Genomic DNA, 20,852 nt, shown 5'->3' with positions numbered 1-20,852 from the left:
GGGCTTACTTGCTGAAGTCCGGGACCAGCTTGGCGATGGCGGTCTCGGCGTTGCTCAGCCCCTGGTCCAGGGACTCCTTGCCGCCGGCGATCTTCGGCAGCTCGGTGTCCAGCGGGCCCCACAGGGAGCTGTACTCGGGCAGGGCCGGGCGCGGCTGGGCGGCGGCGAGGACCGTGCCGTAGCCGGCGATGCCCGGGTCGGCCTTGACCTCGTCGGTGTAGGCGTCGTCACGGGTGGGCAGCGTGGAGTTCTTCAGCGCGATGGTCGCCTGGGACTTCGCGGAGGTCATGAAGTTGACGAACTTCAGCGCGGCCTTCTGGTGGGCGGCGTCCGAGCCGGCGTAGACCGAGAGGTTGTGGCCGCCGGTCGGGGCGCCCGCCTTGCCGGCGGAGCCGGCCGGGACGGTGGCGATGCCGAGGTTGTTCTTGTCCTTGAACGCGGAGCCCTTGTAGAAGTTGGTGATCTCCCACGGGCCCTGGATGATCGCGGCGACCTTGCCGTTGACGAACGCGTCCTGGATGTGGGCGTAGGCGTCGGCGGTGGTGTCGGCCTTGTGCAGGCCCTTGCCGGAGAACAGGCTCAGCCAGGTGCCGTACGCCTTCTTCGCGGCGTCCGAGTTCACCGTGATCTTCTTGGCGCCGGCGTCGACGGTGTCGGTGCCCTCGCCGTAGAGGAAGGACTGGGCGTAGTAGGCCTGGGTGGAGCCCCAGTAGCCGTCGACGCCGGTCTTGTCCTTGATCGTGGCGGCGGCCTTCTTCAGGTCGTCCCAGGTCTTGGGGGCCTCGACGCCGGCCTTCTCGAAGAGGGCCTTGTTGTAGACGAGGGCGAGGGTGTCGGTGACCAGCGGGACGCCGTAGGTCTTGCCCTCGTACTTGGCCTGCTCGATCAGGTTCGGCTTGAACTTGGCCTGGTCGGCGAGGGCCTCGGTGCCGTCGAGGGGCAGCAGGTAGCTCTTCTTGGCGAAGGCCGGGGTCCAGCCGACCTCGGAGCGCAGCACGTCCGGGGCGCCCTTGGAGCCGGCGGCGGTGTCGAACTTGTTCTGCGCCTGGTCGAACTGGACGTTGACGTACTTGACCTTGACGTCCTTGTTCGCGGCCTCGAACTCCTTGATGAGGGCCTTGTAGGTCGGCGCCTCATTGGTGGCGTTGGAGGTGTCCCACCAGGTGATGGTGACCGGACCGCTCGAGTCGCTGCCGCTGTCGTCGTCTCCGCCGCAGGCCGTCGCCGCGAGGGCGAGGGACGCCACCAGCGCGGTGGCCGCTATGCCACGCCGCATGAGTTCTCCTTGAGGGTGAAAGCCCGTGTGGTGCGGGAGGCGGTCCCGCCCGCTTCCCGCGTGAGGTGAGGGCCGGCCCCGTCAGCCGTCCTCACTGTCTTGCCGACTGCGCCGTTGCGGCCGCCGGGCGTCGCCGAACGTAACAGCGATGTAAGCGTTGCGAAAGACCTTGCAGCAAAAAAGTGCAAGACGTCATGGAAGTTATCCGGGCGTGACCTCACGGCTACCGCCGTGAGACGCTTGTTTCCAGGGGCGGAGTGGCACGGAGCGCCCTGTGCAAGACTCTGCAAGCTCTTGCCATCACATTCACGAGGGAGCGCGATGACCCAGCAACTCGGACCGGGACGGTCAACAGGTCGCCCACGGCGTCCGATTGGTGTGCAAGGGCAGGGTCGGCCGGTACAGTCCAATCCTGTGACCACACGGCTTGCCGACATCGCTGCTCAAGCGGGGGTCAGCGAAGCGACCGTCAGCCGCGTCCTCAACGGGAAGCCGGGCGTCGCCGCCACCACCCGCCAGTCCGTGCTGGCCGCTCTCGACGTGCTGGGCTACGAGCGCCCGGTGCGTCTGCGGCAGCGCAGTGAGGGCCTGGTGGGCCTGATAACCCCGGAGCTGGAGAACCCGATATTCCCGGCGCTGGCCCAGGTGATCGGCCAGGCGCTGACCCGGCAGGGCTACACCCCGGTGCTGGCCACCCAGACCCCGGGCGGCTCCACGGAGGACGAGCTCACGGAGATGCTCGTCGACCGGGGCGTGGCGGGCATCATCTTCGTCTCCGGGCTGCACGCGGACACCTCCGCCGACATGCAGCGCTACGAGCAGCTGCGCGGCCAGGGCGTGCCGTTCGTGCTCGTGGACGGCTTCTCGCCGAAGGTACAGGCGCCGTTCATCTCCCCCGACGACCGGGCGGCCATGACGCTGGCGGTCACGCATCTCGCCTCGCTCGGTCACACCCGGATCGGTCTCGCCCTCGGCCCGAAGCGGTTCGTGCCGGTGCAGCGCAAGATCGAGGGGTTCGTGCGGGCGATGCAGGACCAGCTGGGCCTGCCCGCGGAGGCCGTCGAGGCGGAGCTGGTCCAGCACTCCCTGTACACCCTGGAGGGCGGCCAGGCCGCCGCCAACGCCCTCATCGGCCGCGGCTGCACGGCGGTGGTGTGCGCGAGCGACATGATGGCGCTGGGCGCGATACGGGCCGCCCGGCAGCTCGGTCTCGAAGTGCCGCGGGACGTCTCGGTGGTGGGCTTCGACGACTCCCCGCTGATCGCGTTCACCGACCCGCCCCTGACGACGGTCCGCAAGCCGGTTCCGGCGATGGGCCAGGCCGCGGTGCGCACGTTGCTGGAGGAGATCGGCGGGACGCCCGCGCCGCACAGTGAGTTCGTGTTCATGCCGGAGCTGGTGGTGCGGGGATCGACGGCTTCGGCGCCTGTTGCGTCCCGTACGGAGCGGGCTCGTTCCTGAGGTGGAGAAACCGGGCTTTCGGGGCATGCGCTGGTAGGAGACGGGGGCGTCGCAGCGCCGTAGAACATGCGTCCCGAACCCGACCGCGGGATGATCTGGGGGCAAGGGCTTTTCTGGCAGACTCTGTGTCCATGGGTGATTCGACCGTGACGACAGTGGAAGGCCGCGAAGAGGCCGTTCCGCACCCTGTCGCGGACAACGCGGGCAGGGGCCCCCTTCGCCGCCTGCGCACCCCGCGCCGCCCCCGGCTCTGGTTCGAGATCCTGCTGATCGCGGTGAGTTACTGGACGTACTCACTGATCCGCAACGCGGTCCCGGAGCAGAAGGCCGAGGCGCTGCGCAACGCCGACTGGATCTGGCGGGTCGAGCACGATCTCGGGATCGCGGTCGAGGAGTCGGTCAACCACGCCGTGAACTCGGTGACTTGGCTGATCGTGGGCATGAACTACTACTACGCGACGCTGCACTTCGTGGTGACGCTGGGTGTCCTGGTATGGCTGTTCCGCTACCACCCCGGCCGCTACGCGGCGACCCGCATGGTCCTCTTCGCCACGACCGGCGTGGCCCTCGTCGGTTACTACCTGTATCCACTGGCCCCGCCGCGGCTGATGAACGGCGGCGACTTCGTCGACACCGTCGTGGTCCACCAGACCTGGGGTTCGATGGCGTCCGGCGACCTGAAGAGCATGTCCAACCAGTACGCCGCGATGCCCTCCATGCACATCGGCTGGTCCCTGTGGTGCGGACTGACGATCTTCGCGCTGGCGTCGGTGCCGTGGGTGCGGGTCCTGGGGCTGCTCTACCCGGCGGCCACCCTGATCGTCATCGTCGCCACCGCCAACCACTTCTGGCTGGACGCGGTGGGCGGCATCCTGTGCCTGGCCTTCGGTTTCCTGGTGGCGCGGCTCTGGTACGGGGCGCTGCCGTACCGCCTGCCGCGGCTGGTGCCTACGGCCGGGCAGCAGCGTCCCGCAGCGCCGCGATGAACGCCCGCAGCGCGGGCTGCGGCGGTGCCGTCTCGCGTACGGCCGCGTGGATCGAGCGCGTCGGCTCCGGCGCCCGCAGCTCCCGTACGACGACACCCGGGCGCACGCCGGTCGCCAGCCCCAGCCTCGGGATCAGGCTCACCCCCATCCCGGCCGCCACGAACCCCTGAGCGGTCACGTAGTCCTCGCTGTCGACCACGAACCGCGGCCGGAAGCCGGCCGCCTCGCAGGCGGTGAGCTGGGCGTCGAGACAGGGGCCGGGCCACTCGCTGCCGACCCAGGGTTCGGCGGCGAGATCGGACAGCTCCAGGTCGGGGGCGTCCGCGAGGCGGTGCCCGGCGGGCAGCACGGCCAGGTACGGATCGTCCAGCAGATGCAGCAGCCGTACCCCGTCGTGAGCCGGTGCCGGCGATCCGACCACCAGCGCCAGGTCCGCCCGGCCCTCCCGGACGTCCGGGAGCGGGTCCTCGGGGTCGATGAGCCTGAGCTCGATCTGCACGCCGGGGTGTTCCGTGCGCAGGCGGGCCACCGCCGGGGCGACCAGCGAGCCGCCCGCCGTCGCGAAGTACCGCACCGCGAGCCGTCCCGTGCGGCCCGCCAGCAGGTCGGCCAGCGCCGTCTCCGCCTCCGCCACCTGGCGGCTGATGGTGTCCGCGTACTCGGTCAGCAGCAGTCCCGCCGCCGTGGGCCGCACCCCGCGGCCCACCCGCTCCAGCAGCTCGGTCCCCGCCTCCTTCTCCAGCGCGGCGATCTGCTGGCTCACGGCGGACGGCGTGTACCCGAGGACGGCCGCCGCCCCCGTCACCGATCCGCTGCTCACCACGGCCCGCAGCACCTGCATCCGACGTACATCCAACATGCAGGACAGCTTAACGAACCTTCCAGAACTCTTCACTTGTCCTCACGCGTCTGCTCGCGGACCGTAGAGGGCATGTCTCCCGCCTCCACCCTGCGCATGACCGCCCTGGCCCTCCTGTGGGGCTCGGGGTTCCTCTGGATCAAGCTCGCCCTCGACCACGGCCTCTCCCCCGCGCAGATCACGATCGTCCGCTGCGCGCTCGGGACGGCCGTGCTGTACGGCCTCGCCCGTACCGCCGGCCAGCGCCTCCCCCGCTCCCGCGCCGTCTGGGGCCGTCTGACCGTGGCCGCGCTGTTCTGCAACGCGATCCCGTTCGCCCTGTTCGCGGTGGGCGAGCAGCACCTCGACTCCGGCATCGCGGGCGTCCTCAACGCCACGACGCCGCTGTGGTCCCTGCTGATCGGCCTCCTGCTGGGCACCGACCGCGGTCTGCCTCCGCTACGCCTGACCGGCCTGCTCGTCGGCTTCGCCGGTACGGTCCTGATCTTCGCGCCATGGCAGCGGTCGGGGCTGCTGAGCTGGAGCGCCCTGGCCCTGCTCGGCGCCGCCGCGAGCTACGCCGTGGCGTTCGCGTACATGGCCCGCAAGCTGACGGACAAGGCGGCGCCGATGGCGATGTCGGCGGCGCAGATGGTGATGGCGACGGGGTGGACGACGCTGTCGATACCGGTGGCGGGCGGCGTGGACGCGGACCTCGTGGCGCTGGCAGCCGTCACCGTTCTCGGGGTCCTGGGCACAGGGGTGACCTTCTACCTCAACTACCGCCTGATAGCCGACGAGGGCCCGACGGCGGCGGCGACGGTGGGGTACCTGCTGCCGGTGGTGTCGGTGGGGTTGGGTTCCGTGTTGCTGGGCGAACAGGTGGGGATCAGGGTGTTGGTCGGCATGCTGGTCGTATTGGCAGGCGTCGCCATGACGCGCCCTGCAGGGGCGCGGGGAACTGCGCGACCAGCCCCCACGGCCCCGCACCCGCAGACGAAACTTCACGCCCCGTAGAACAACGTCTCCACCACACTCCGCGCCCTGCGGGCCGTACGGCGATACGCATCCAGCATGTCCCCCGCATGCCCCGGCCCATACCCCAAGTACCGCCCCACCGCGGCCAGTTCGCGCGCCTCGGTGGGGAATGTGTCCCCCGCCCGCCCCCGCACCAGCATCACCGCATTGCGCACCCGGGTGGCCAGTACCCAGGCCTCGTCCAGGATCTCCGCGTCCTCGGCCGAGACGAGCCCGGCGGCACACGCCGCGGCAAGGGCCTCCCGCGTCCGCGTCGTCCGCAGCCCCGGCACGGCCCAGCCGTGCTGCAACTGAAAGAGCTGCACGGTCCATTCGACGTCGGACAGACCTCCCGGCCCGAGCTTGGTGTGCAGCTTCGGGTCCGCGCCGCGGGGCAACCGCTCGGACTCCATCCGCGCCTTCAGCCGCCGGATCTCCCGTACGGCGTCCTCCCCCAGCCCCTCCGCCGGGTACCGCAGCGGATCGATCAGCTCGATGAAACGCCGCCCCAACTCCTCGTCACCCGCGACGACTTCGGCCCGCAGCAGCGCCTGCGACTCCCAGACCAGGGACCACCGGCGGTAGTAGGCCTCGTACGACTTCAACGTGCGTACCAGCGGACCGGACTTGCCCTCCGGGCGCAGGTCGGCGTCGATCAGCAGCGGCGGGTCGGCGCTCGGGATCTGCAGCAGCCGGCGCATCTCGGAGACGACCTTGTTGGCGGCCTCGGCGGCGGACTGCTCGGGGACGCCGTTGCGCGGCTCGTGGACGAACAGGACGTCCGCGTCGGAGCCGTAGCCGAGTTCGTGCCCGCCGAAGCGGCCCATGCCGATGACGGCGAAGCGGGTCGGCAGGGTGTCGCCCCAGGTGTCCCGCACGACCGCGCGCAGGGTGCCCGCGAGGGTCGCCGCGGTGAGGTCGGAGACGGCGCCGCCGACCCGGTCCACGAGGGCGCCCTGGTCGGCCTCGGCGGGCTGGGTCTCGGTGCCGTAGGAGCCGACGATGTCGGCGGCGGCGGTACGGAACAGTTCGCGGCGGCGGACGCCACGGGCCGCCGTGACCGCCTGCTCGGCACCGTCGGCGCGGCTGACGGCGGCGAGGGTCTCCTGCTCCAGCGCGGCCCGCCCGCGAGGGGCGAGCCCTTCCTCGTCGCCGAGGAGCGCGACCGCCTCGGGGGCGCGCATCAGCAGGTCGGGGGCGAGGCGGCCGGCGGACAGGACGCGGGCGAGGTTCTCGGCGGCGGCGCCCTCGTCGCGGAGCAGCCGCAGGTACCACGGCGTCTTGCCCAACGCGTCGGAGACCTTGCGGAAGTTGAGCAGCCCGGCGTCCGGGTCGGCGGAGTCGGCGAACCAGCCCAGCAGGACCGGAAGGAGGGTCCGCTGGATCGCGGCCTTGCGGGTGACGCCGGAGGCCAGGGCCTCCAGGTGGCGCAGAGCGGCGGCGGGGTCGGCGTAGCCGAGGGCGACGAGTCGTTCGCGTGCCGCCTCCGGGCTCAACCGGGCCTCTCCGGGCGCGAGTTGGGCCACCGCGTCCAGCAGCGGCCGGTAGAAGAGCTTCTCGTGCAGGCGCCGTACGACGCTGGTGTGCCGTTTCCACTCGCGGTTCAGCTCGGCGACCGGGTCGGTGCGCAGGCCGAGGGAGCGGCCGATGCGGCGCAGATCGGCCTGGTCCTCGGGGACGAGGTGGGTGCGGCGCAGCCGGAACAGCTGGATGCGGTGTTCCATGGAGCGCAGGAAGCGGTAGGCGTCGTCGAGTTGGACGGTGTCGTCGCGGCCGACGTAGCCGCCGGCGGCGAGGGCCTGGAGGGCGTCGAGGGTGGTGCCGCTGCGCAGTGAGGCGTCGGCGCGGCCGTGCACCAACTGCAGGAGCTGTACGGCGAACTCGACGTCACGGAGGCCGCCCGGGCCGAGCTTCAGCTCCCGCTCGATCTCGGCGACCGGGATGTTCTCGACGACCCTCCGGCGCATCTTCTGCACGTCGGCGACGAAGTTCTCGCGCTCGGCGGCCTTCCAGACGAGGGGTTCGAGGGCGGCGACGTACTCCTCGCCGAGCTCGATGTCCCCGGCGACCGGCCGGGCCTTCAACAGGGCCTGGAACTCCCAGGTCTTGGCCCAGCGCTGGTAGTAGGCGAGGTGGGAGGAGAGCGTGCGGACCAGCGGTCCGTTTCTGCCCTCGGGGCGGAGATTGGCGTCGACGGGCCAGATGGAGCCCTCGACGGTGGTCTCGGAGCACACCCGCATCATGTGCGAGGCGAGCTTGGTGGCGGCGCGCAGGGCCTTGCCCTCGTCGGCGCCCTCCACCGCCTCCGCCACGAAGATGACATCCACGTCGGAGACGTAATTCAGCTCGTGGCCACCGCACTTGCCCATCGCGACGACGGCGAGCCGGCACAGGGCGGCGTCCTGCGGGGCGGCGGCGCGGGCGATGGCGAGGGCGGCGCGCAGGGTCGCGGTGGCGAGGTCGGCGAGCTCGGCGGCGGTCTCGGCGACGTCGGTGGTGCCGCACACGTCACGGGCGGCGATGGAGAGCAGACAGCGGCGGTAGGCGACGCGCAGGGAGACGGGGTCGGTGGCCTCGGCGAGCCCGCGCTCGAACTCCTCCACCCCCGGGTGCAGGTCCCGCGGCTCGTACCTGGCGAGCGCCCGCCAGTCGCCGGCGTGCCGGGCGAGGTGCTCGGCGAGCGCGGCGGAGGCGCCGAGGACGCCCAGCAGACGGTCGCGCAGCGGCTTGGCCGCTATCACGGTGTCGAGCAGCTCGCGGTCCGGCTGGGCCTCCAGGAGCCGGGCGAGACCGTGCAGCGCGAGATCGGGGTCGGCGGTGGCGCCGAGGGCCTCCAGGAGCACCGGGTCATTGCGGACGGCGCTCAGTTCCGGCCCGTCCAGCAGCCGCTCGGCGGCCGAGGGGTCGGTGAACCCGTGCCGCAGCAGCCTGCTGAAAGTACTGCTCCTGCGCCCCGGCGCCGTCATCCCCGGCCTCCTCCGATCAAGGTCATACCTGCTTGAGCCTAACCGGAGCCGCCACGGGAAGCGCCGATGAGTTTCCGGCCGGAACGGGGTCTGCCCTCCATGACTCTCGACGAACCACGGACCCGGCTGGACGAGCGCTACAGCGAGCCGACCGCCACGGCGACGCCCTGGTCGCAGGCTTCCACGCTGCTGGAGGCGGCCGAACTGTTCTGGATCTCGACGGTACGGCCGGAGGGGCGCCCGCATGTGACACCGCTCCCGGCGGTCTGGTCACAGGGCGCCCTGCACTTCTGCACGGGCCCCGAGGAGCGCAAGGCCCGGAACCTGGCGGCGAACCCGCAGGTCGTGCTGACGACCGGGACGAGCACCTGGAACAAGGGGTACGACCTGGTCGTGGAGGGCGAGGCGGTACGGGTCACGGACGAGGACCGACTGCTCGCGCTCGCGGCCGGGTGGGAGGCGAAGTACGGCGAGTTCTGGCACTTCGAGGTACGGGACGGATGTTTCCACCACGGTGGGGGCAGCGCTCTGGTCTTCTCTGTGGCGCCGCGTACGGTTTTCGGCTTCGGTAAGGGTGAACCGTTCAGCCAGACGCGCTGGCGCTTCGACTGAGGGAGTCTTGCCATGGACATGAGCCTCGAAGTGATCCTGATGCCGGTCTCCGACGTGGACCGGGCCAAGGAGTTCTACCGGGACAAGGTCGGCTTCCACGTGGACCTCGACGGGGAGGTGATGCCGGGCGTACGGATCGTCCAGCTGACCCCGCCCGGCTCGGGCTGTTCGATCGCGCTCGTGGACGGCCTCCAGGTCCCCACGGGCACCCCGCAGCCGGGGACGTACCACGGCATGCAACTGTGCGTCACGGACGCCAAGGCGGCGTACGAGGAGCTGACCGCCCGCGGCCTGGACGTCACCGAGCCGCAGTCCTTCGCCCCGCAGGACGGCGCGGCCTTCATGTACTTCAAGGACCCGGACGGGAACGGCTGGGCGATCCAGGAGTACAAGCGCCGCGAGACGGAACCACTGCACAAGCTGCTGACGGAGCAGGCCGCGCGGCGAGAGGGCTAGACCGAGGGCACGGAGCAACGGGGAAGCCGCGGGCCTTCGGCGCCGCGGCTTCGTCGTCCGTGGGTCAGTTCTGTCCCGGCGGGGCGTGACCAGCCGGGTTCTGGTTCTCGGTGTTCTGGGTCTGTCCGCCGCCCGTGCAGGTCGGCTGCTGGCCCGGGGCCTCATGACCGCCGTTGTTGGTGCAGGAGGTGTCCACCGGTTCGATCTTGGCATGGGCGACACCGGCGCCGCCAAGACTGAGTGCGAGCACGGCCGCTCCGGCGCCGAGCGCCGTCGCGATCCGCTTCATCGTCAGTGAGCTCGTCATTCGCCCGGCCTCGATTCTTGCTCTCGGCTGCGCGGCAGAGCGTTCGCAGGACTGTCGCGTCTCGGGTCAACACGCTTGTCTCCGAGACGCGTCACGTCAATACGGAATGCTCACTTTTGTCCGAAAAGACGAGATCCGTCTTCTCGCCCGTCAGAGCACCGGCAGGTTCTTCCGCAGCTCGAAGGCCGTGACCTCGGAGCGGTACTCCTCCCACTCCTGGCGCTTGTTGCGCAGGAAGAAGTCGAAGACGTGCTCGCCCAGGGTCTCGGCGACCAGGTCGCTGCGCTCCATCAGGGTCAGGGCCTCGCCCAGGTTCTGGGGCAGCGGCTCGATGCCCATCGCGCGGCGCTCGGCGTCGGAGAGGGCCCAGACGTCGTCCTCGGCGCCCGGCGGGAGCTCGTAGCCCTCCTCGATGCCCTTCAGGCCGGCCGCCAGCAGGACCGCGTAGGCCAGGTACGGGTTGGCGCCGGAGTCGATCGAGCGGACCTCGATACGGGCCGAGCCGGTCTTGCCTGGCTTGTACATCGGGACGCGGACCAGGGCGCTGCGGTTGTTGTGGCCCCAGCAGATGTAGGACGGGGCCTCGCCACCGGCGCCGGCCGTGCGCTCCGAGCCTCCCCAGATGCGCTTGTACGAGTTCACCCACTGGTTCGTCACCGCGGAGATCTCGGCGGAGTGCTTCAGCAGGCCCGCGATGAAGGAACGGCCGACCTTGGAGAGCTGGTACTCGGCGCCGGACTCGTAGAACGCGTTGCGGTCGCCCTCGAAGAGCGACAGGTGCGTGTGCATGCCGCTGCCCGGGTACTCCGAGAACGGCTTCGGCATGAACGTCGCCTGCACGCCCTGCTCCAGCGCCACCTGCTTCATCACCAGGCGGAACGTCATGATGTTGTCCGCCGTGGACAGGGCGTCGGCGTAGCGGAGGTCGATCTCCTGCTGGCCGGGGGCGCCCTCGTGGTGGGAGAACTCCACCGAGATGCCCATCGACTCCAGCATGGTGATCGCCTGGCGGCGGAAGTCCATGCCGATGTTCTGCGGGGTGTGGTCGAAGTAGCCGGAGTTGTCGGCCGGGGTGGGGCGGGAGCCGTCGAGCGGCTTGTCCTTCAGGAGGAAGAACTCGATCTCCGGATGGGTGTAGAAGGTGAAGCCCAGGTCGGAGGTGCGGGCCAGGGCGCGCTTGAGGACGTAGCGCGGGTCCGCGAAGGACGGCGAGCCGTCCGGCATGAGGATGTCGCAGAACATGCGCGCGGTACCGGGGGCCTCGGCGCGCCACGGCAGGATCTGGAACGTCGACGGGTCCGGCTTGGCGATCATGTCGGACTCGTAGACCCGGGCGAAGCCCTCGATCGCGGAGCCGTCGAAGCCGATGCCCTCGTCGAAGGCCTGCTCCAGTTCGGCCGGGGCCACGGCGACGGACTTGAGGAAGCCCAGCACGTCCGTGAACCACAGGCGTACGAACCGGATGTCGCGCTCCTCCAACGTCCGGAGCACGAACTCCTGCTGCTTGTCCATCTTCCGCTTCCCCATCCTTGCTGGTCAGGCCGCCTGCCTCCGGTCCCGCGAGAGACGGTCGGGCACCTGAGCATCCCACCACAACACCATTTCATGCGTGTTGCGGACCATGATCGGCAGGCCGACGCCCGGTTGAACGCCTCACGTCCGACAGGTGTACTGTTCTGCCGCCCATCTTGCCTGCTCGGACCCGTATAAGTAATGCCGGGCGGGCCGCGAGCTGCCGCGCCCCCGGCCTTCGGCGGAACCCGGTCTTCGGCCATTCCTGTGCCCGCCCTACGACAGATCCGTCGCCCCCATTACGATCAGCGGACCCGACCGGCCCCTTTTCCCCAGAAGGACACAACCCCATGGGCTCCGCCAAGAAGAAGGAATCCGCCGCACGGCAGGCGCGCATAGCCGAGATGCGGCGTGCCGAGCAGGCCCGCGAGCGCCGCAACCGGATCCTCACGATCGGGGCGAGCGTGGCGGTCGTGGCCGCTCTCGTCGTCGGTGCGGTCGTGCTCGTGCAGTCGCAGGACGACGACAGCAGCACCGCCTCCGACTCGAAGACCCCGGGTCACTGGACCACGGGCAAGGACGGGGTGAAGACCTGGTCGGCGAAGCTCAGCCAGACCCACGTCACCAAGTCGGTGAAGTACCCGATGTCGCCCCCGGTCGGCGGTGACCACAACGCGGTCTGGCTGAACTGCAACGGCAACGTCTACACCGAGGCCGTGCAGAACGAGAACGCCGTGCACTCGCTGGAGCACGGCGCGGTCTGGGTGACGTACACCAGCAAGGCCAAGAAGGCCGACGTGGACGCGCTGGCGGCGAAGGTGAAGAAGACGCCGTACTCGCTGATGAGCCCGTACGAGGACCAGGAGGCCCCGATCGTGCTGTCGGCGTGGGGCCACCAGCGGACGGTGACCGGCGCGAGCGACCCGAACGTCGCCAAGTTCTTCGAGAAGTACGTCCAGGGCGAGCAGACGCCCGAGCCGGGTGCCTCCTGCACCGGCGGGAAGATGTGATGTCGATGCGCAAGCGCGTCGGCTGGATCGCGGGGTCCGCGGCGGCCGTGCTCGTCGCGGCCGGCGCGATCACGTACGCGGTCGCCGAGGGCGAGGGCGGCGGCGCGGCGGACGTCCCGGCCGCCGACTCCGCCGACGCGGGCTTCGCCCGGGACATGGCGGTGCACCATCAGCAGGCGGTGGAGATGTCCTTCATCGTCCGCGACCGCACCAAGGACGAGGACGTACGGCGGCTCGCCTACGACATCGCCCAGACGCAGGCCAACCAGCGCGGCATGCTGCTCGGCTGGCTCGATCTGTGGGGGCTGCCGAAGGTGTCCTCGGACGCGCCGATGACCTGGATGGACATGGGCGGCATGGCCGACGGCGAGGACGGCGCGCTGATGCCGGGCATGGCGACCAACACCGAGCTGAAGAAGCTGGAGTCGCTGAGCGGCAAGCAGGCCGAGATCTTCTACCTCCAGCTGATGACCGACCATCACAAGGGCGGCATCCACATGGCCGAGGGCTGCGTGTCGCGGTGCACGGTGAAGGTGGAGAAGCGGATCGCGCAGGGCATGGTGAACGCGCAGGAGTCCGAGATCGATTTGATGACGGACATGCTGAAGGAGCGGGGCGCCGCACCGCGTTCCTAGGGGACCGGGGTGTCGCCATAGAGGGTTTTCCCTCGGTCCTCATAGCGCGTTGACGCTCAAATGGCCTTGTCATTAGGTTAATTGGGCTCTTCTTGGGATTCGTATTCCCCTGGCATGAACGGTTCGCCGAAAGAGTGGCCACCGTCGAGTGATCCACTCGCGACGAACCGCACACAGGGGGTTCCATGAGATCCAACCGCGCCAGAACGCGCGCCGGAGTGAGCATGGCAGCGACACTGCCCATGATCGCCGGCGCGCTGGCGCTCGGCATACCCGCGGCGCACGCCTCGGACTCCCCGGCCCGTGACACGCTGGCCGGTACCAGGCCCGCGTGGGCGACGGCCAAGGCCGACAAGGGCGCCACCGCCGACAGTTCGCGGGTCTCGGCCCGCGTCTACCTGGCGGGCAAGGACGCGGCCGGACTCACCGCGTACGCGAAGGCCGTGTCCGACCCGTCCTCGGCGTCGTACGGCAAGTACCTGAGCGCCGGCCAGGCGCAGTCCCGCTTCGGCGCGACGAAGGCCCAGGTCGCCGCCGTCAAGTCCTGGCTGACGTCGGCCGGTCTGAAGGTCACCGGCGTCACGCAGCACTACGTCTCCGTCACCGGTGACGTGGCCGCCGCCGAGAAGGCGTTCGGCACCCAGCTGCACAACTACGCCAAGGGCACGAAGACTTACCGCGCGCCGTCGAGGACCGCCTCCGCGCCGGAGAGCCTCAACGGTGCCGTCCTGACCGTCACCGGCCTGGACACCGCCCCGCACAAGGCCGGCCACGCCGACCAGCTTCCCGGTCCCGGCGCCGTGTTCAAGAACTCAGGGCCGTTCTCCTCGTACTACGGCTCCAACATCGCGAGCACGCTGCCCGACGCGTACGGCACGAAGATCCCGTACGCCGTCAAGGGCTACACCGGCAAGCAGCTGCGTGCCGCCTACGGCGCGGGCTCGTACACGGGCAAGAAGGTGCGCGTCGCCATCACCGACGCCTACGCCTCCCCGACGATCGCCTACGACGCGGCCACCTACGCGGCGAAGCACGGCGACGCGGCGTACAACACCGGCCAGTTGAAGCAGGTCCTGCCCAAGAAGTACACGAAGACCGAGGAGTGCGACGCCTCCGGCTGGTACGGCGAGGAGACCCTCGACGTCGAGGCCGTGCACGCGGTCGCGCCGGCCGCGCAGATCACCTATGTGGGCGCCTCGTCCTGCTACGACGACGACCTGCTGGACTCGCTCAGCAAGATCGTCGACAACCACCTCGCCGACATCGTCTCCAACTCCTGGGGCGACATCGAGGCCAACCAGACGCCGGACCTCGCGGCCGCCTACGACCAGGTCTTCCAGTTCGGCGCGGTCGAGGGCATCGGCTTCTACTTCTCCTCCGGCGACAACGGCGACGAGGTCGCCAACACCGGCACCAAGCAGGTCGACACCCCGGCCAACTCGGCGTGGGTGACGGCGGTCGGCGGTACCTCGCTCGCCGTCGGCAAGGGCGACAAGTACCTGTGGGAGACCGGCTGGGGCACCGAGAAGGCCGTGCTGTCCGCGGACGGCACGAGCTGGACGAACTTCCCCGGCGCGTTCACCTCCGGCGCGGGCGGCGGCACCAGCAGGACCGTCGCCGAGCCCTTCTACCAGAAGGGTGTCGTCCCCGACGCGCTGGCCAAGGCCAACGACGCGGCCGGCAACCGGGTGGTCCCGGACATCTCCGCGATCGCCGACCCGAACACCGGCTTCAAGGTCGGTCAGACGCAGACCTTCCCGGACGGCTCCGAGCAGTACAGCGAGTACCGCATCGGCGGCACCTCGCTGGCCGCGCCGGTCATCGCGGCCGTGCAGGCGCTCGCCACGGAGGCCCGCGGCGGCAAGGCGATCGGCTTCGCCAACCCGTCGATCTACGCCAAGTACGGGTCGAAGGTCTACCACGACGTCACCGACAACCCGACGGGCTCCGGCCTGGCGGTCGCGCGCGTGGACTTCGTCAACGGCTACGACGCCACGGACGGTCTGACCACGTCCGTGCGGTCCCTCGGCAAGGACAGCTCGCTGTCCGCGGTGAAGGGCTACGACGACGTCACCGGCGTGGGCACGCCCGCGAACGGCTACGTGGAGTCGTACAAGCGCCGCTAGCAGCTCCGGCAAGGCGGCCGATGGGGCGCGGGACGATCACGTCCCGCGCCCCATCGCGTCGCTCTGACGATTACACGGATTACACTGGGCGCCGTGCCTCCGACTCCGCGTACCCCGCTGAACTTCCGGTCGATCTACCAGCACGGCTTCGCGCGCGTCGCCGCGTGCACGGGCCACACCGTCATCGCCGACCCGCCCGCCAACGCCGCAGCGGTCCTGCGTCACACGCGCCGGTGCTCCGAGGAGGGGGTCGCGGTCGCGGTCTTCCCCGAGATGGTGCTGTGCGGCTACTCGATCGAGGACCTGCTGCTGCAGGACGCGCTGCTCGACGAGGTCGAGGCGGCCCTCGCAACCGTGGTGGCCGGGTCCGCGGACCTGCTGCCGATCCTGGTCGTCGGCGCCCCGCTGCGGCACCGCAACCGGGTCTACAACTGCGCGGTGCTCGTGCACCGCGGCCGGGTCCTCGGGGTCGTCCCGAAGTCGTACCCGCCCAACTACCGCGAGTTCTACGAGCGCCGGCAGATCGGCGACGGCGCCGACGAGCGCGGCGGTTCGATCCGGGTGGGCGGCGAGAGCGTGCCGTTCGGCGTGGACCTGCTCTTCGAGGCCTCCGACGTCCCCGGTCTCGTCCTGCACGCAGAAATCTGCGAGGACATGTGGGTGCCGGTGCCGCCGAGCGCGGAGGCGGCCCTCGCCGGTGCGACCGTCCTGGTCAACCTGTCCGGCAGCCCGATCACGGTCGGGCGGGCCGAGGACCGCAAGCTGCTGTGCCGTTCGGCGTCCTCCCGCTGCCTCGCCGCGTACGTCTACGCGGCGGCCGGTCTGGGCGAGTCGACCACCGACCTGTCCTGGGACGGACAGACGATGATCTACGAGAACGGCGTGCTGCTCGCCGAGACCGAGCGGTTCCCGCTCGGCGACGAGTACGCGGTCGCCGACGTCGATCTCGACCTGCTGCGGCAGGAGCGGCTGCGGATGGGCACGTTCGACGACAACCGCCGTACGCACGCGGCACGGACGGGCGACTTCCGTACGGTCTTGCTGGAACTCGACCCGCCGCTCACCGACCTGGGGCTGCGCCGGCGCCTGGAGCGCTTCCCGTTCGTGCCGGCCGACGCCGAACGGCTCGCCCAGGACTGCTTCGAGGCGTACAACATCCAGGTGCAGGGCCTTCAGCAGCGGCTGGCCTCGATCGGCGGCGCGAAGGTCGTCATCGGCGTCTCCGGCGGCCTCGACTCCACGCACGCGCTGATCGTCGCCGCCCGCGCGATGGACCGCGCCGGGCGCCCGCGCAGCGACATCCTGGCCTGGACGCTGCCCGGCTTCGCCACCAGCGACCACACGAAGGACAACGCGCACGCGCTGATGCGCTCCCTCGGCGTCACCGCGGCCGAGCTGGACATCACGCCGACCGCGCGGCTGATGCTGCAGGAGATGGGGCACCCGTTCGCGTCCGGCGAGCCGGTGTACGACGTCACCTTCGAGAACGTGCAGGCGGGCCTGCGCACCGACTACCTCTTCCGGCTGGCCAACCAGCGCGGCGGCATCGTGCTCGGCACCGGTGACCTCTCGGAGCTGGCGCTCGGCTGGTCGACGTACGGCGTGGGCGACCAGATGAGTCACTACAACGTCAACGGCGGCGTCCCGAAGACGCTGATCCAGCACCTCATCCGCTGGGTCATCAGCAGCGGCCAGTTCGGCGACGAGACCGGCAAGACGCTCACCGCGATCCTCGACACGGAGATCAGCCCGGAGCTGGTGCCGGGCGAGGAGATGCAGTCGACGGAGTCGAAGATCGGCCCGTACGCGCTGCACGACTTCACCCTCTTCCACGTCCTGCGCTACGGCTTCCGGCCGTCGAAGATCGCCTTCCTGGCCTGGCACGCCTGGCGGGACGCGGACGCCGGCGACTGGCCGCCGGGCTTCCCGGAGGCCAAGCGGACGGCGTACGACCTGCCGGAGATCCGCAAGTGGCTGGAGGTCTTCTGCCGCCGCTACTTCGGCTTCGCCCAGTTCAAGCGCTCCGCGATGCCCAACGGCCCGAAGGTGTCGGCGGGGGGTTCACTGTCCCCCAGGGGCGACTGGCGCGCGCCTTCGGACAGTTCGGCGCGGGCGTGGCTGCGGGATCTGGAGCGCTTCGAGGAGCTGCGGGCCGGCGACGACGGGGCGTCCGCGTCATAGACCGGCCCATCCGCAACATCCGTTGCCTGCGTGACCGTCCGTGACGTGCGTGACGTCCGTGCCACGACTGCTGACCCACCGGGACGAGGCGATGCGGGAGCCGGACGGACCACCTCAGCTGCCAGGGCGGGCGGCACCCGGCACACCGGCCGCCCGCCGGCCACCGGCCGGAGCCGCATCCGGCGGACGCGGCTCAGCCGCTCAGGCTCGCGTTGCTCGGCTCCGGGACATGCGAGGCGACCACGCGCTCCCGGCCGGTCACCGGCACCCGCGGTGCCACCGCCCGCCGCCGGTCCACCAGCGCCGCCGCGCCCGCCACGCCGAGGCCCAGCACCGCCAGCGCCGCTCCCGCGAGCGCCGGGGACGTGACGCCGAAGCCGGCCGCCAGCGCCAGGCCGCCGATCCACGCGCCCCCGGCGTTCGCCAGGTTGAAGGCGGCCTGGTTGGCGGAGGAGGCCAGTGAGGGCGCCGAGGACGCCTTCTCCATGACCATCAGCTGGAGCGGCGAGCCGGTGACGAAGGCCGCGACGCCGAGCAGGACGACGCCCGCGGCGGCGCTCACCGGCGTGCTCATCAGCAGCGGGAAGGCGGCGAGGACGACCACCAGCGAGACCAGGCCGCCGAACAGGGTCGCCCGCATCGCGTGGTCGGCCAGCCGTCCGCCGAGCAGGTTGCCGGCCGTCGCGCCCACGCCGAACAGCGCGAGCAGCAGCGTGACGCTGGCGTCGGCGTACCCGGCGGAGTCGGTGAGCATCGGCGTGATGTAGCTGTACGCGGCGAACAGCGCGCCGAAGCCGGCGACGGTCGTGCCGAGGGCCAGCCAGACGGGCAGCGACTTCAGGGCCGTGAGCTCGCCGCGCAGGCCCCCGTGCGCCGACGCCGGCCGGTCGTGCGGGATCAGCGCCGCCAGGGCCGCGATCGCGGCGAGGCCGATGGTGCTCACCGCGAGGAAGGTGGCCCGCCAGCCCAGGTGCTGGCCCATGAGCGTGGCGACCGGCACGCCCGCGATGTTGGCGACGGTCAGGCCGAGGAACATCAGCGACACCGACCGGGCCTTGCGTTCCGGCGCGACCAGGCCCGTGGCGACGACCGCGCCGACGCCGAAGAAGGCGCCGTGCGGCAGGCCGCTGAGGAAGCGGGCGGCCAGCAGCCAGTGCTGGCCGGGCGCGAAGGCGGAGGCCGCGTTGCCGGCCACGAACAGGGCCATCAGCGCGATGAGGACCGTACGGCGGGACATGCGCGCGGTGACCGCGGCGAGCAGCGGGGCGCCGATGACGACGCCGAGCGCGTACGCGGAGACCAGGTGGCCGGCGGCGGGGATGGAGATGCCCAGGTCGTCCGCGACCTCGGGCAGCAGGCCCATCATGACGAACTCGGTGGTGCCGATCCCGAAAGCGCCCACGGCGAGGGCGAGCAGGGCGAGGGGCATGAAGGGCCTTTCGGAGGTGTTCCGCGGTGCTTATGTTCACCTGCGGAACAAAGCCTTGCAGGCCCAGTATTCCAGACGGTTACGACGACATGTCGACCTTCAGACGGGCGGCCACCGGAAGGTGGTCACTGCTCGTCTCCGGCAGGGTCCACGAGCTCTCCGGCCGCACGTCCTTGACCAGGATCTGGTCGATCCGCGCCATCGGGAACGAGGCCGGCCAGCTGAACCCGAACCCGCTGCCCGCCGCGCCCTGCGTGGAGCGCAGCTGGGAGGTGACGGCGTTGAGGGCGCGGTCGTTCATCGTGCCGTTGAGGTCGCCGAGCAGCACGACGCGCGGCAGCGGCTCGTCGGCGATGGCCTCGCCGAGGGCGTTGGCGCTCGTGTCCCGCTGGCGGGCGGTGAAGCCGGCCTCCATCTTCACGCGGACCGAGGGCAGGTGGGCGACGTAGAACGCGACCTGCCCCGCGGGCGTGCTCACCGTGGCGCGCATGGCCCGGGTCCAGCCCAGCTTGATGTCGACGGGCTTCACCCCGGTCAGCGGGTACTTGCTCCACAGCCCGACGGTGCCCTGCACCGAGTGGTACTTGTACGTCCCCGCCAGCGCCTTCTCGTACGTCGGGACCGCCGCGCCGGTCAGCTCCTCCAGGGCGACGACGTCCGCGCCGGAGGCGGCGACGTCATGGGCGGTGCCGGACGGGTCGGGGTTGCCGGCGTTGACGTTGTGCGTGGCCACCGTGAGATCGCCGCCGGCGCCCGCCTTGTCGGTGAGCAGCCCGCCGAAGAGGTTCAGCCAGACGGCCGCCGGGAGCAGTACCGCGATCAGGGCGGTGGCCGACTTCCGCACGAGCGCGAGGACCAGCAGCACCGGGACGAAGAGGCCCAGCCAGGGCAGGAAGGTCTCCGTCAGGCTGCCGAGGTTGCCGATCGCGTTCGGGATGCGCGAGTGCACCAGCATGATCAGCGCGAGGATCAGGGCCAGCGCGGCGAGGACGAGGCCGCGCCGCCAGATCCGCGGGTCGCCGCGCCAGGGGCCGGTCAGTCTGTCCAGCAGGCGCCGGAGCCTGGAGCCCTGGCGCTCGGGCCCCGAGCCGCCGTTGTCCGTCTCCTCCATGTACGCCTGCTGCGCCATACCGCGTCGCCTCACTGCCTGCCGTGCAACCGTCCGTCCCCCGGTGGCCAGGGGGGTGTCCGTCGATCCCCGGCGCCCGCCCGGAGGGCACCCCTAGACCCTAGGGGATGATCGGTTCCGATCCTGCCGTCCCATGACGGCCGTACCCGCACGAGGACGTACAAGTCGCCGTTCGGAGTTCCGGACACGGCCGGGGAAAGCGCCCTCTGTGACGAAACGCGCACATCGGCATTACGAGGTCGGCGAACTGACGGACGGTGAGCTGACGGGGCGTAGGCCTGCCAGGACCGTGTCGACGATCTGCTCGGAGAGCCCCTCGGGCAGGTCGTCGTCCGGGCGCATCATGGCGCGCACCAGCATGGGGCCGACGAACAGGTCGTTGACGAGCTCCAGGTCGAGGTCGGCGCGGAGTTCGCCGTTCTCCCGGCCGCGGCGCAGGACGTCGAGGCCGACCCGGCGCCGGGGGGCGATGGCGGTGTCGTGGTAGGAGGCCCAGATCTTCGGGCTGCTCTTCATCTGGGCGTACACGTTGTGCAGGATCGCCGAGCTACGGGTGACCAGTCCGCGCTGCCGCAGCGACTCCAGCAGGACGACGAGGTCGTCGCGCATGGAGGTGCCGGGCAGCGGCGGGTCCGGGGGCTCGGCGGTACGGACGACGGCGACGAAGAGCTCCTCCTTGCCGCTCCAGCGACGGTAGATGGCGGCCTTGCCGACCCCGGCGGTACGGGCGATGCGCTCGATGGAGAGTTCCGCGAGCGGCACGCCGTCCTCCAGCAGCTTCATCACGCCCTCGACGATGGCGCGCTCCACGGCCTCGCTGCGGGGGCGTCCGCGGGCGGGGCCGGGGGCGGTGGGCCGGGGGGTGCCTTCGGCTTCGGCGCGGCTGGTCACGTCGGTGCGTCCCTTCTGCT

Annotated in this window: 17 protein-coding genes; 9 read left to right on the top strand and 8 right to left on the bottom strand. The window is 70.8% G+C overall.

Going from position 1 to position 20,852, the window contains the following annotated elements; all coding sequences use genetic code 11:
• Positions 1 to 4: 4 nt before the first annotated feature.
• Positions 5 to 1,276 carry an extracellular solute-binding protein gene (locus DI272_RS35075; protein ID WP_109499202.1) on the bottom strand — a complete coding sequence of 424 codons (1,272 nt, stop codon included), beginning with the start codon at positions 1,274 to 1,276 and terminating at the stop codon, positions 5 to 7.
• A 414-nt stretch (positions 1,277 to 1,690) separates the two neighbouring features.
• On the opposite strand from DI272_RS35075, the gene DI272_RS35070 reads away from it, so the two are divergent.
• Complete coding sequence (locus tag DI272_RS35070) at positions 1,691 to 2,737, top strand: LacI family DNA-binding transcriptional regulator (protein WP_309221683.1); 1,047 nt, start codon at positions 1,691 to 1,693, stop codon at positions 2,735 to 2,737.
• Between the two features lie 131 nt (positions 2,738 to 2,868).
• On the top strand, positions 2,869 to 3,723 hold the full coding sequence (locus tag DI272_RS35065) for a phosphatase PAP2 family protein (RefSeq protein ID WP_109501219.1): 855 nt from the start codon (positions 2,869 to 2,871) through the stop codon (positions 3,721 to 3,723).
• Here the strand turns inward: DI272_RS35065 and DI272_RS35060 are convergent.
• Positions 3,686 to 4,582, bottom strand: coding sequence for a LysR family transcriptional regulator (locus DI272_RS35060; protein WP_109499200.1), 897 nt, complete (start codon positions 4,580 to 4,582; stop codon positions 3,686 to 3,688). The two genes, DI272_RS35065 and DI272_RS35060, sit on opposite strands and share 38 nt — an antisense overlap.
• A gap of 72 nt (positions 4,583 to 4,654) precedes the next feature.
• Between DI272_RS35060 and DI272_RS35055 the strand changes: the two genes are divergently transcribed.
• On the top strand, positions 4,655 to 5,578 hold the full coding sequence (locus DI272_RS35055; RefSeq protein ID WP_109499199.1) for a DMT family transporter: 924 nt from the start codon (positions 4,655 to 4,657) through the stop codon (positions 5,576 to 5,578).
• On the opposite strand, the gene DI272_RS35050 is transcribed toward DI272_RS35055, so the two are convergent.
• Positions 5,566 to 8,544 (bottom strand): bifunctional [glutamine synthetase] adenylyltransferase/[glutamine synthetase]-adenylyl-L-tyrosine phosphorylase, encoded by a 2,979-nt coding sequence (locus DI272_RS35050; protein WP_109499198.1) that lies wholly within the window; start codon positions 8,542 to 8,544, stop codon positions 5,566 to 5,568. The two genes, DI272_RS35055 and DI272_RS35050, sit on opposite strands and share 13 nt — an antisense overlap.
• Positions 8,545 to 8,643: 99 nt before the next feature.
• Here DI272_RS35050 and DI272_RS35045 point away from each other — a divergent pair, with 99 nt between their 5' ends.
• Entirely contained in the window at positions 8,644 to 9,156 is a 513-nt protein-coding gene (locus tag DI272_RS35045; RefSeq protein ID WP_109501218.1) for a pyridoxamine 5'-phosphate oxidase family protein, read from the top strand.
• A gap of 12 nt (positions 9,157 to 9,168) precedes the next feature.
• Positions 9,169 to 9,612, top strand: a complete 444-nt coding sequence (locus tag DI272_RS35040; RefSeq protein ID WP_109499197.1) for a VOC family protein — start codon at positions 9,169 to 9,171, stop codon at positions 9,610 to 9,612.
• A 64-nt stretch (positions 9,613 to 9,676) separates the two neighbouring features.
• Here the strand turns inward: DI272_RS35040 and DI272_RS35035 are convergent, their stop codons facing one another.
• Together DI272_RS35035 and DI272_RS35030 are read right to left on the bottom strand one after the other, a co-directional pair.
• Entirely contained in the window at positions 9,677 to 9,919 is a 243-nt protein-coding gene (locus tag DI272_RS35035) for a hypothetical protein (protein WP_109499196.1), read from the bottom strand.
• A 150-nt stretch (positions 9,920 to 10,069) separates the two neighbouring features.
• Positions 10,070 to 11,431, bottom strand: coding sequence for a glutamine synthetase family protein (locus tag DI272_RS35030; protein WP_109499195.1), 1,362 nt, complete (start codon positions 11,429 to 11,431; stop codon positions 10,070 to 10,072).
• A 350-nt stretch (positions 11,432 to 11,781) separates the two neighbouring features.
• On the opposite strand from DI272_RS35030, the gene DI272_RS35025 reads away from it, so the two are divergent.
• From DI272_RS35025 to DI272_RS35010, 4 genes are all read left to right on the top strand, one after another.
• Positions 11,782 to 12,441: a DUF3105 domain-containing protein gene (locus DI272_RS35025; RefSeq protein WP_109499194.1), complete on the top strand. Its 660-nt coding sequence runs from the start codon at positions 11,782 to 11,784 to the stop codon at positions 12,439 to 12,441.
• A gap of 5 nt (positions 12,442 to 12,446) precedes the next feature.
• Positions 12,447 to 13,076 carry a DUF305 domain-containing protein gene (locus DI272_RS35020; protein ID WP_109501217.1) on the top strand — a complete coding sequence of 210 codons (630 nt, stop codon included), beginning with the start codon at positions 12,447 to 12,449 and terminating at the stop codon, positions 13,074 to 13,076.
• Between the two features lie 185 nt (positions 13,077 to 13,261).
• A complete protein-coding gene (locus DI272_RS35015; protein WP_109499193.1) occupies positions 13,262 to 15,202 on the top strand; it encodes a protease pro-enzyme activation domain-containing protein in 1,941 nt (646 codons plus the stop codon).
• Between the two features lie 117 nt (positions 15,203 to 15,319).
• Positions 15,320 to 17,383: an NAD(+) synthase gene (locus DI272_RS35010; protein ID WP_109501216.1), complete on the top strand. Its 2,064-nt coding sequence runs from the start codon at positions 15,320 to 15,322 to the stop codon at positions 17,381 to 17,383.
• Positions 17,384 to 17,576: 193 nt separating this feature from the next.
• Here the strand turns inward: DI272_RS35010 and DI272_RS35005 are convergent, their stop codons facing one another.
• The 3 genes from DI272_RS35005 to DI272_RS34995 all read right to left on the bottom strand — a co-directional run bounded on the left by DI272_RS35005 (position 17,577) and on the right by DI272_RS34995 (position 20,832).
• Positions 17,577 to 18,812, bottom strand: coding sequence for an MFS transporter (locus DI272_RS35005; protein ID WP_109499192.1), 1,236 nt, complete (start codon positions 18,810 to 18,812; stop codon positions 17,577 to 17,579).
• A gap of 79 nt (positions 18,813 to 18,891) precedes the next feature.
• Positions 18,892 to 19,941 (bottom strand): endonuclease/exonuclease/phosphatase family protein, encoded by a 1,050-nt coding sequence (locus DI272_RS35000; protein ID WP_109499191.1) that lies wholly within the window; start codon positions 19,939 to 19,941, stop codon positions 18,892 to 18,894.
• A gap of 231 nt (positions 19,942 to 20,172) precedes the next feature.
• Positions 20,173 to 20,832, bottom strand: coding sequence for a TetR/AcrR family transcriptional regulator (locus DI272_RS34995; RefSeq protein WP_258314779.1), 660 nt, complete (start codon positions 20,830 to 20,832; stop codon positions 20,173 to 20,175).
• Between the last annotated feature and the right edge of the window lie 20 nt (positions 20,833 to 20,852).

The sequence above is a fragment of the Streptomyces sp. Act143 genome (assembly GCF_003143935.1).
Lineage (GTDB): Bacteria > Actinomycetota > Actinomycetes > Streptomycetales > Streptomycetaceae > Streptomyces.
Note: the sequence above shows the minus strand (reverse complement) of the source record. Positions and strands in the feature narration are given on the sequence as shown.

Bases quoted from the DNA above. Each gene is read 5' to 3' on its own strand.
- DI272_RS35075 (WP_109499202.1), bottom strand. From the start codon at position 1,276: ATGCGGCGTGGCATAGCGGCCACCGCGCTGGTGGCGTCCCTCGCCCTC.
- DI272_RS35065 (WP_109501219.1), top strand. From the start codon at position 2,869: ATGGGTGATTCGACCGTGACGACAGTGGAAGGCCGCGAAGAGGCCGTT.
- DI272_RS35060 (WP_109499200.1), bottom strand. From the start codon at position 4,582: ATGTTGGATGTACGTCGGATGCAGGTGCTGCGGGCCGTGGTGAGCAGC.
- DI272_RS35055 (WP_109499199.1), top strand. From the start codon at position 4,655: ATGTCTCCCGCCTCCACCCTGCGCATGACCGCCCTGGCCCTCCTGTGG.
- DI272_RS35050 (WP_109499198.1), bottom strand. From the start codon at position 8,544: ATGACGGCGCCGGGGCGCAGGAGCAGTACTTTCAGCAGGCTGCTGCGG.
- DI272_RS35045 (WP_109501218.1), top strand. From the start codon at position 8,644: ATGACTCTCGACGAACCACGGACCCGGCTGGACGAGCGCTACAGCGAG.
- DI272_RS35040 (WP_109499197.1), top strand. From the start codon at position 9,169: ATGGACATGAGCCTCGAAGTGATCCTGATGCCGGTCTCCGACGTGGAC.
- DI272_RS35035 (WP_109499196.1), bottom strand. From the start codon at position 9,919: ATGACGAGCTCACTGACGATGAAGCGGATCGCGACGGCGCTCGGCGCC.
- DI272_RS35030 (WP_109499195.1), bottom strand. From the start codon at position 11,431: ATGGACAAGCAGCAGGAGTTCGTGCTCCGGACGTTGGAGGAGCGCGAC.
- DI272_RS35025 (WP_109499194.1), top strand. From the start codon at position 11,782: ATGGGCTCCGCCAAGAAGAAGGAATCCGCCGCACGGCAGGCGCGCATA.
- DI272_RS35020 (WP_109501217.1), top strand. From the start codon at position 12,447: ATGCGCAAGCGCGTCGGCTGGATCGCGGGGTCCGCGGCGGCCGTGCTC.
- DI272_RS35015 (WP_109499193.1), top strand. From the start codon at position 13,262: ATGAGATCCAACCGCGCCAGAACGCGCGCCGGAGTGAGCATGGCAGCG.
- DI272_RS35005 (WP_109499192.1), bottom strand. From the start codon at position 18,812: ATGCCCCTCGCCCTGCTCGCCCTCGCCGTGGGCGCTTTCGGGATCGGC.
- DI272_RS35000 (WP_109499191.1), bottom strand. From the start codon at position 19,941: ATGGCGCAGCAGGCGTACATGGAGGAGACGGACAACGGCGGCTCGGGG.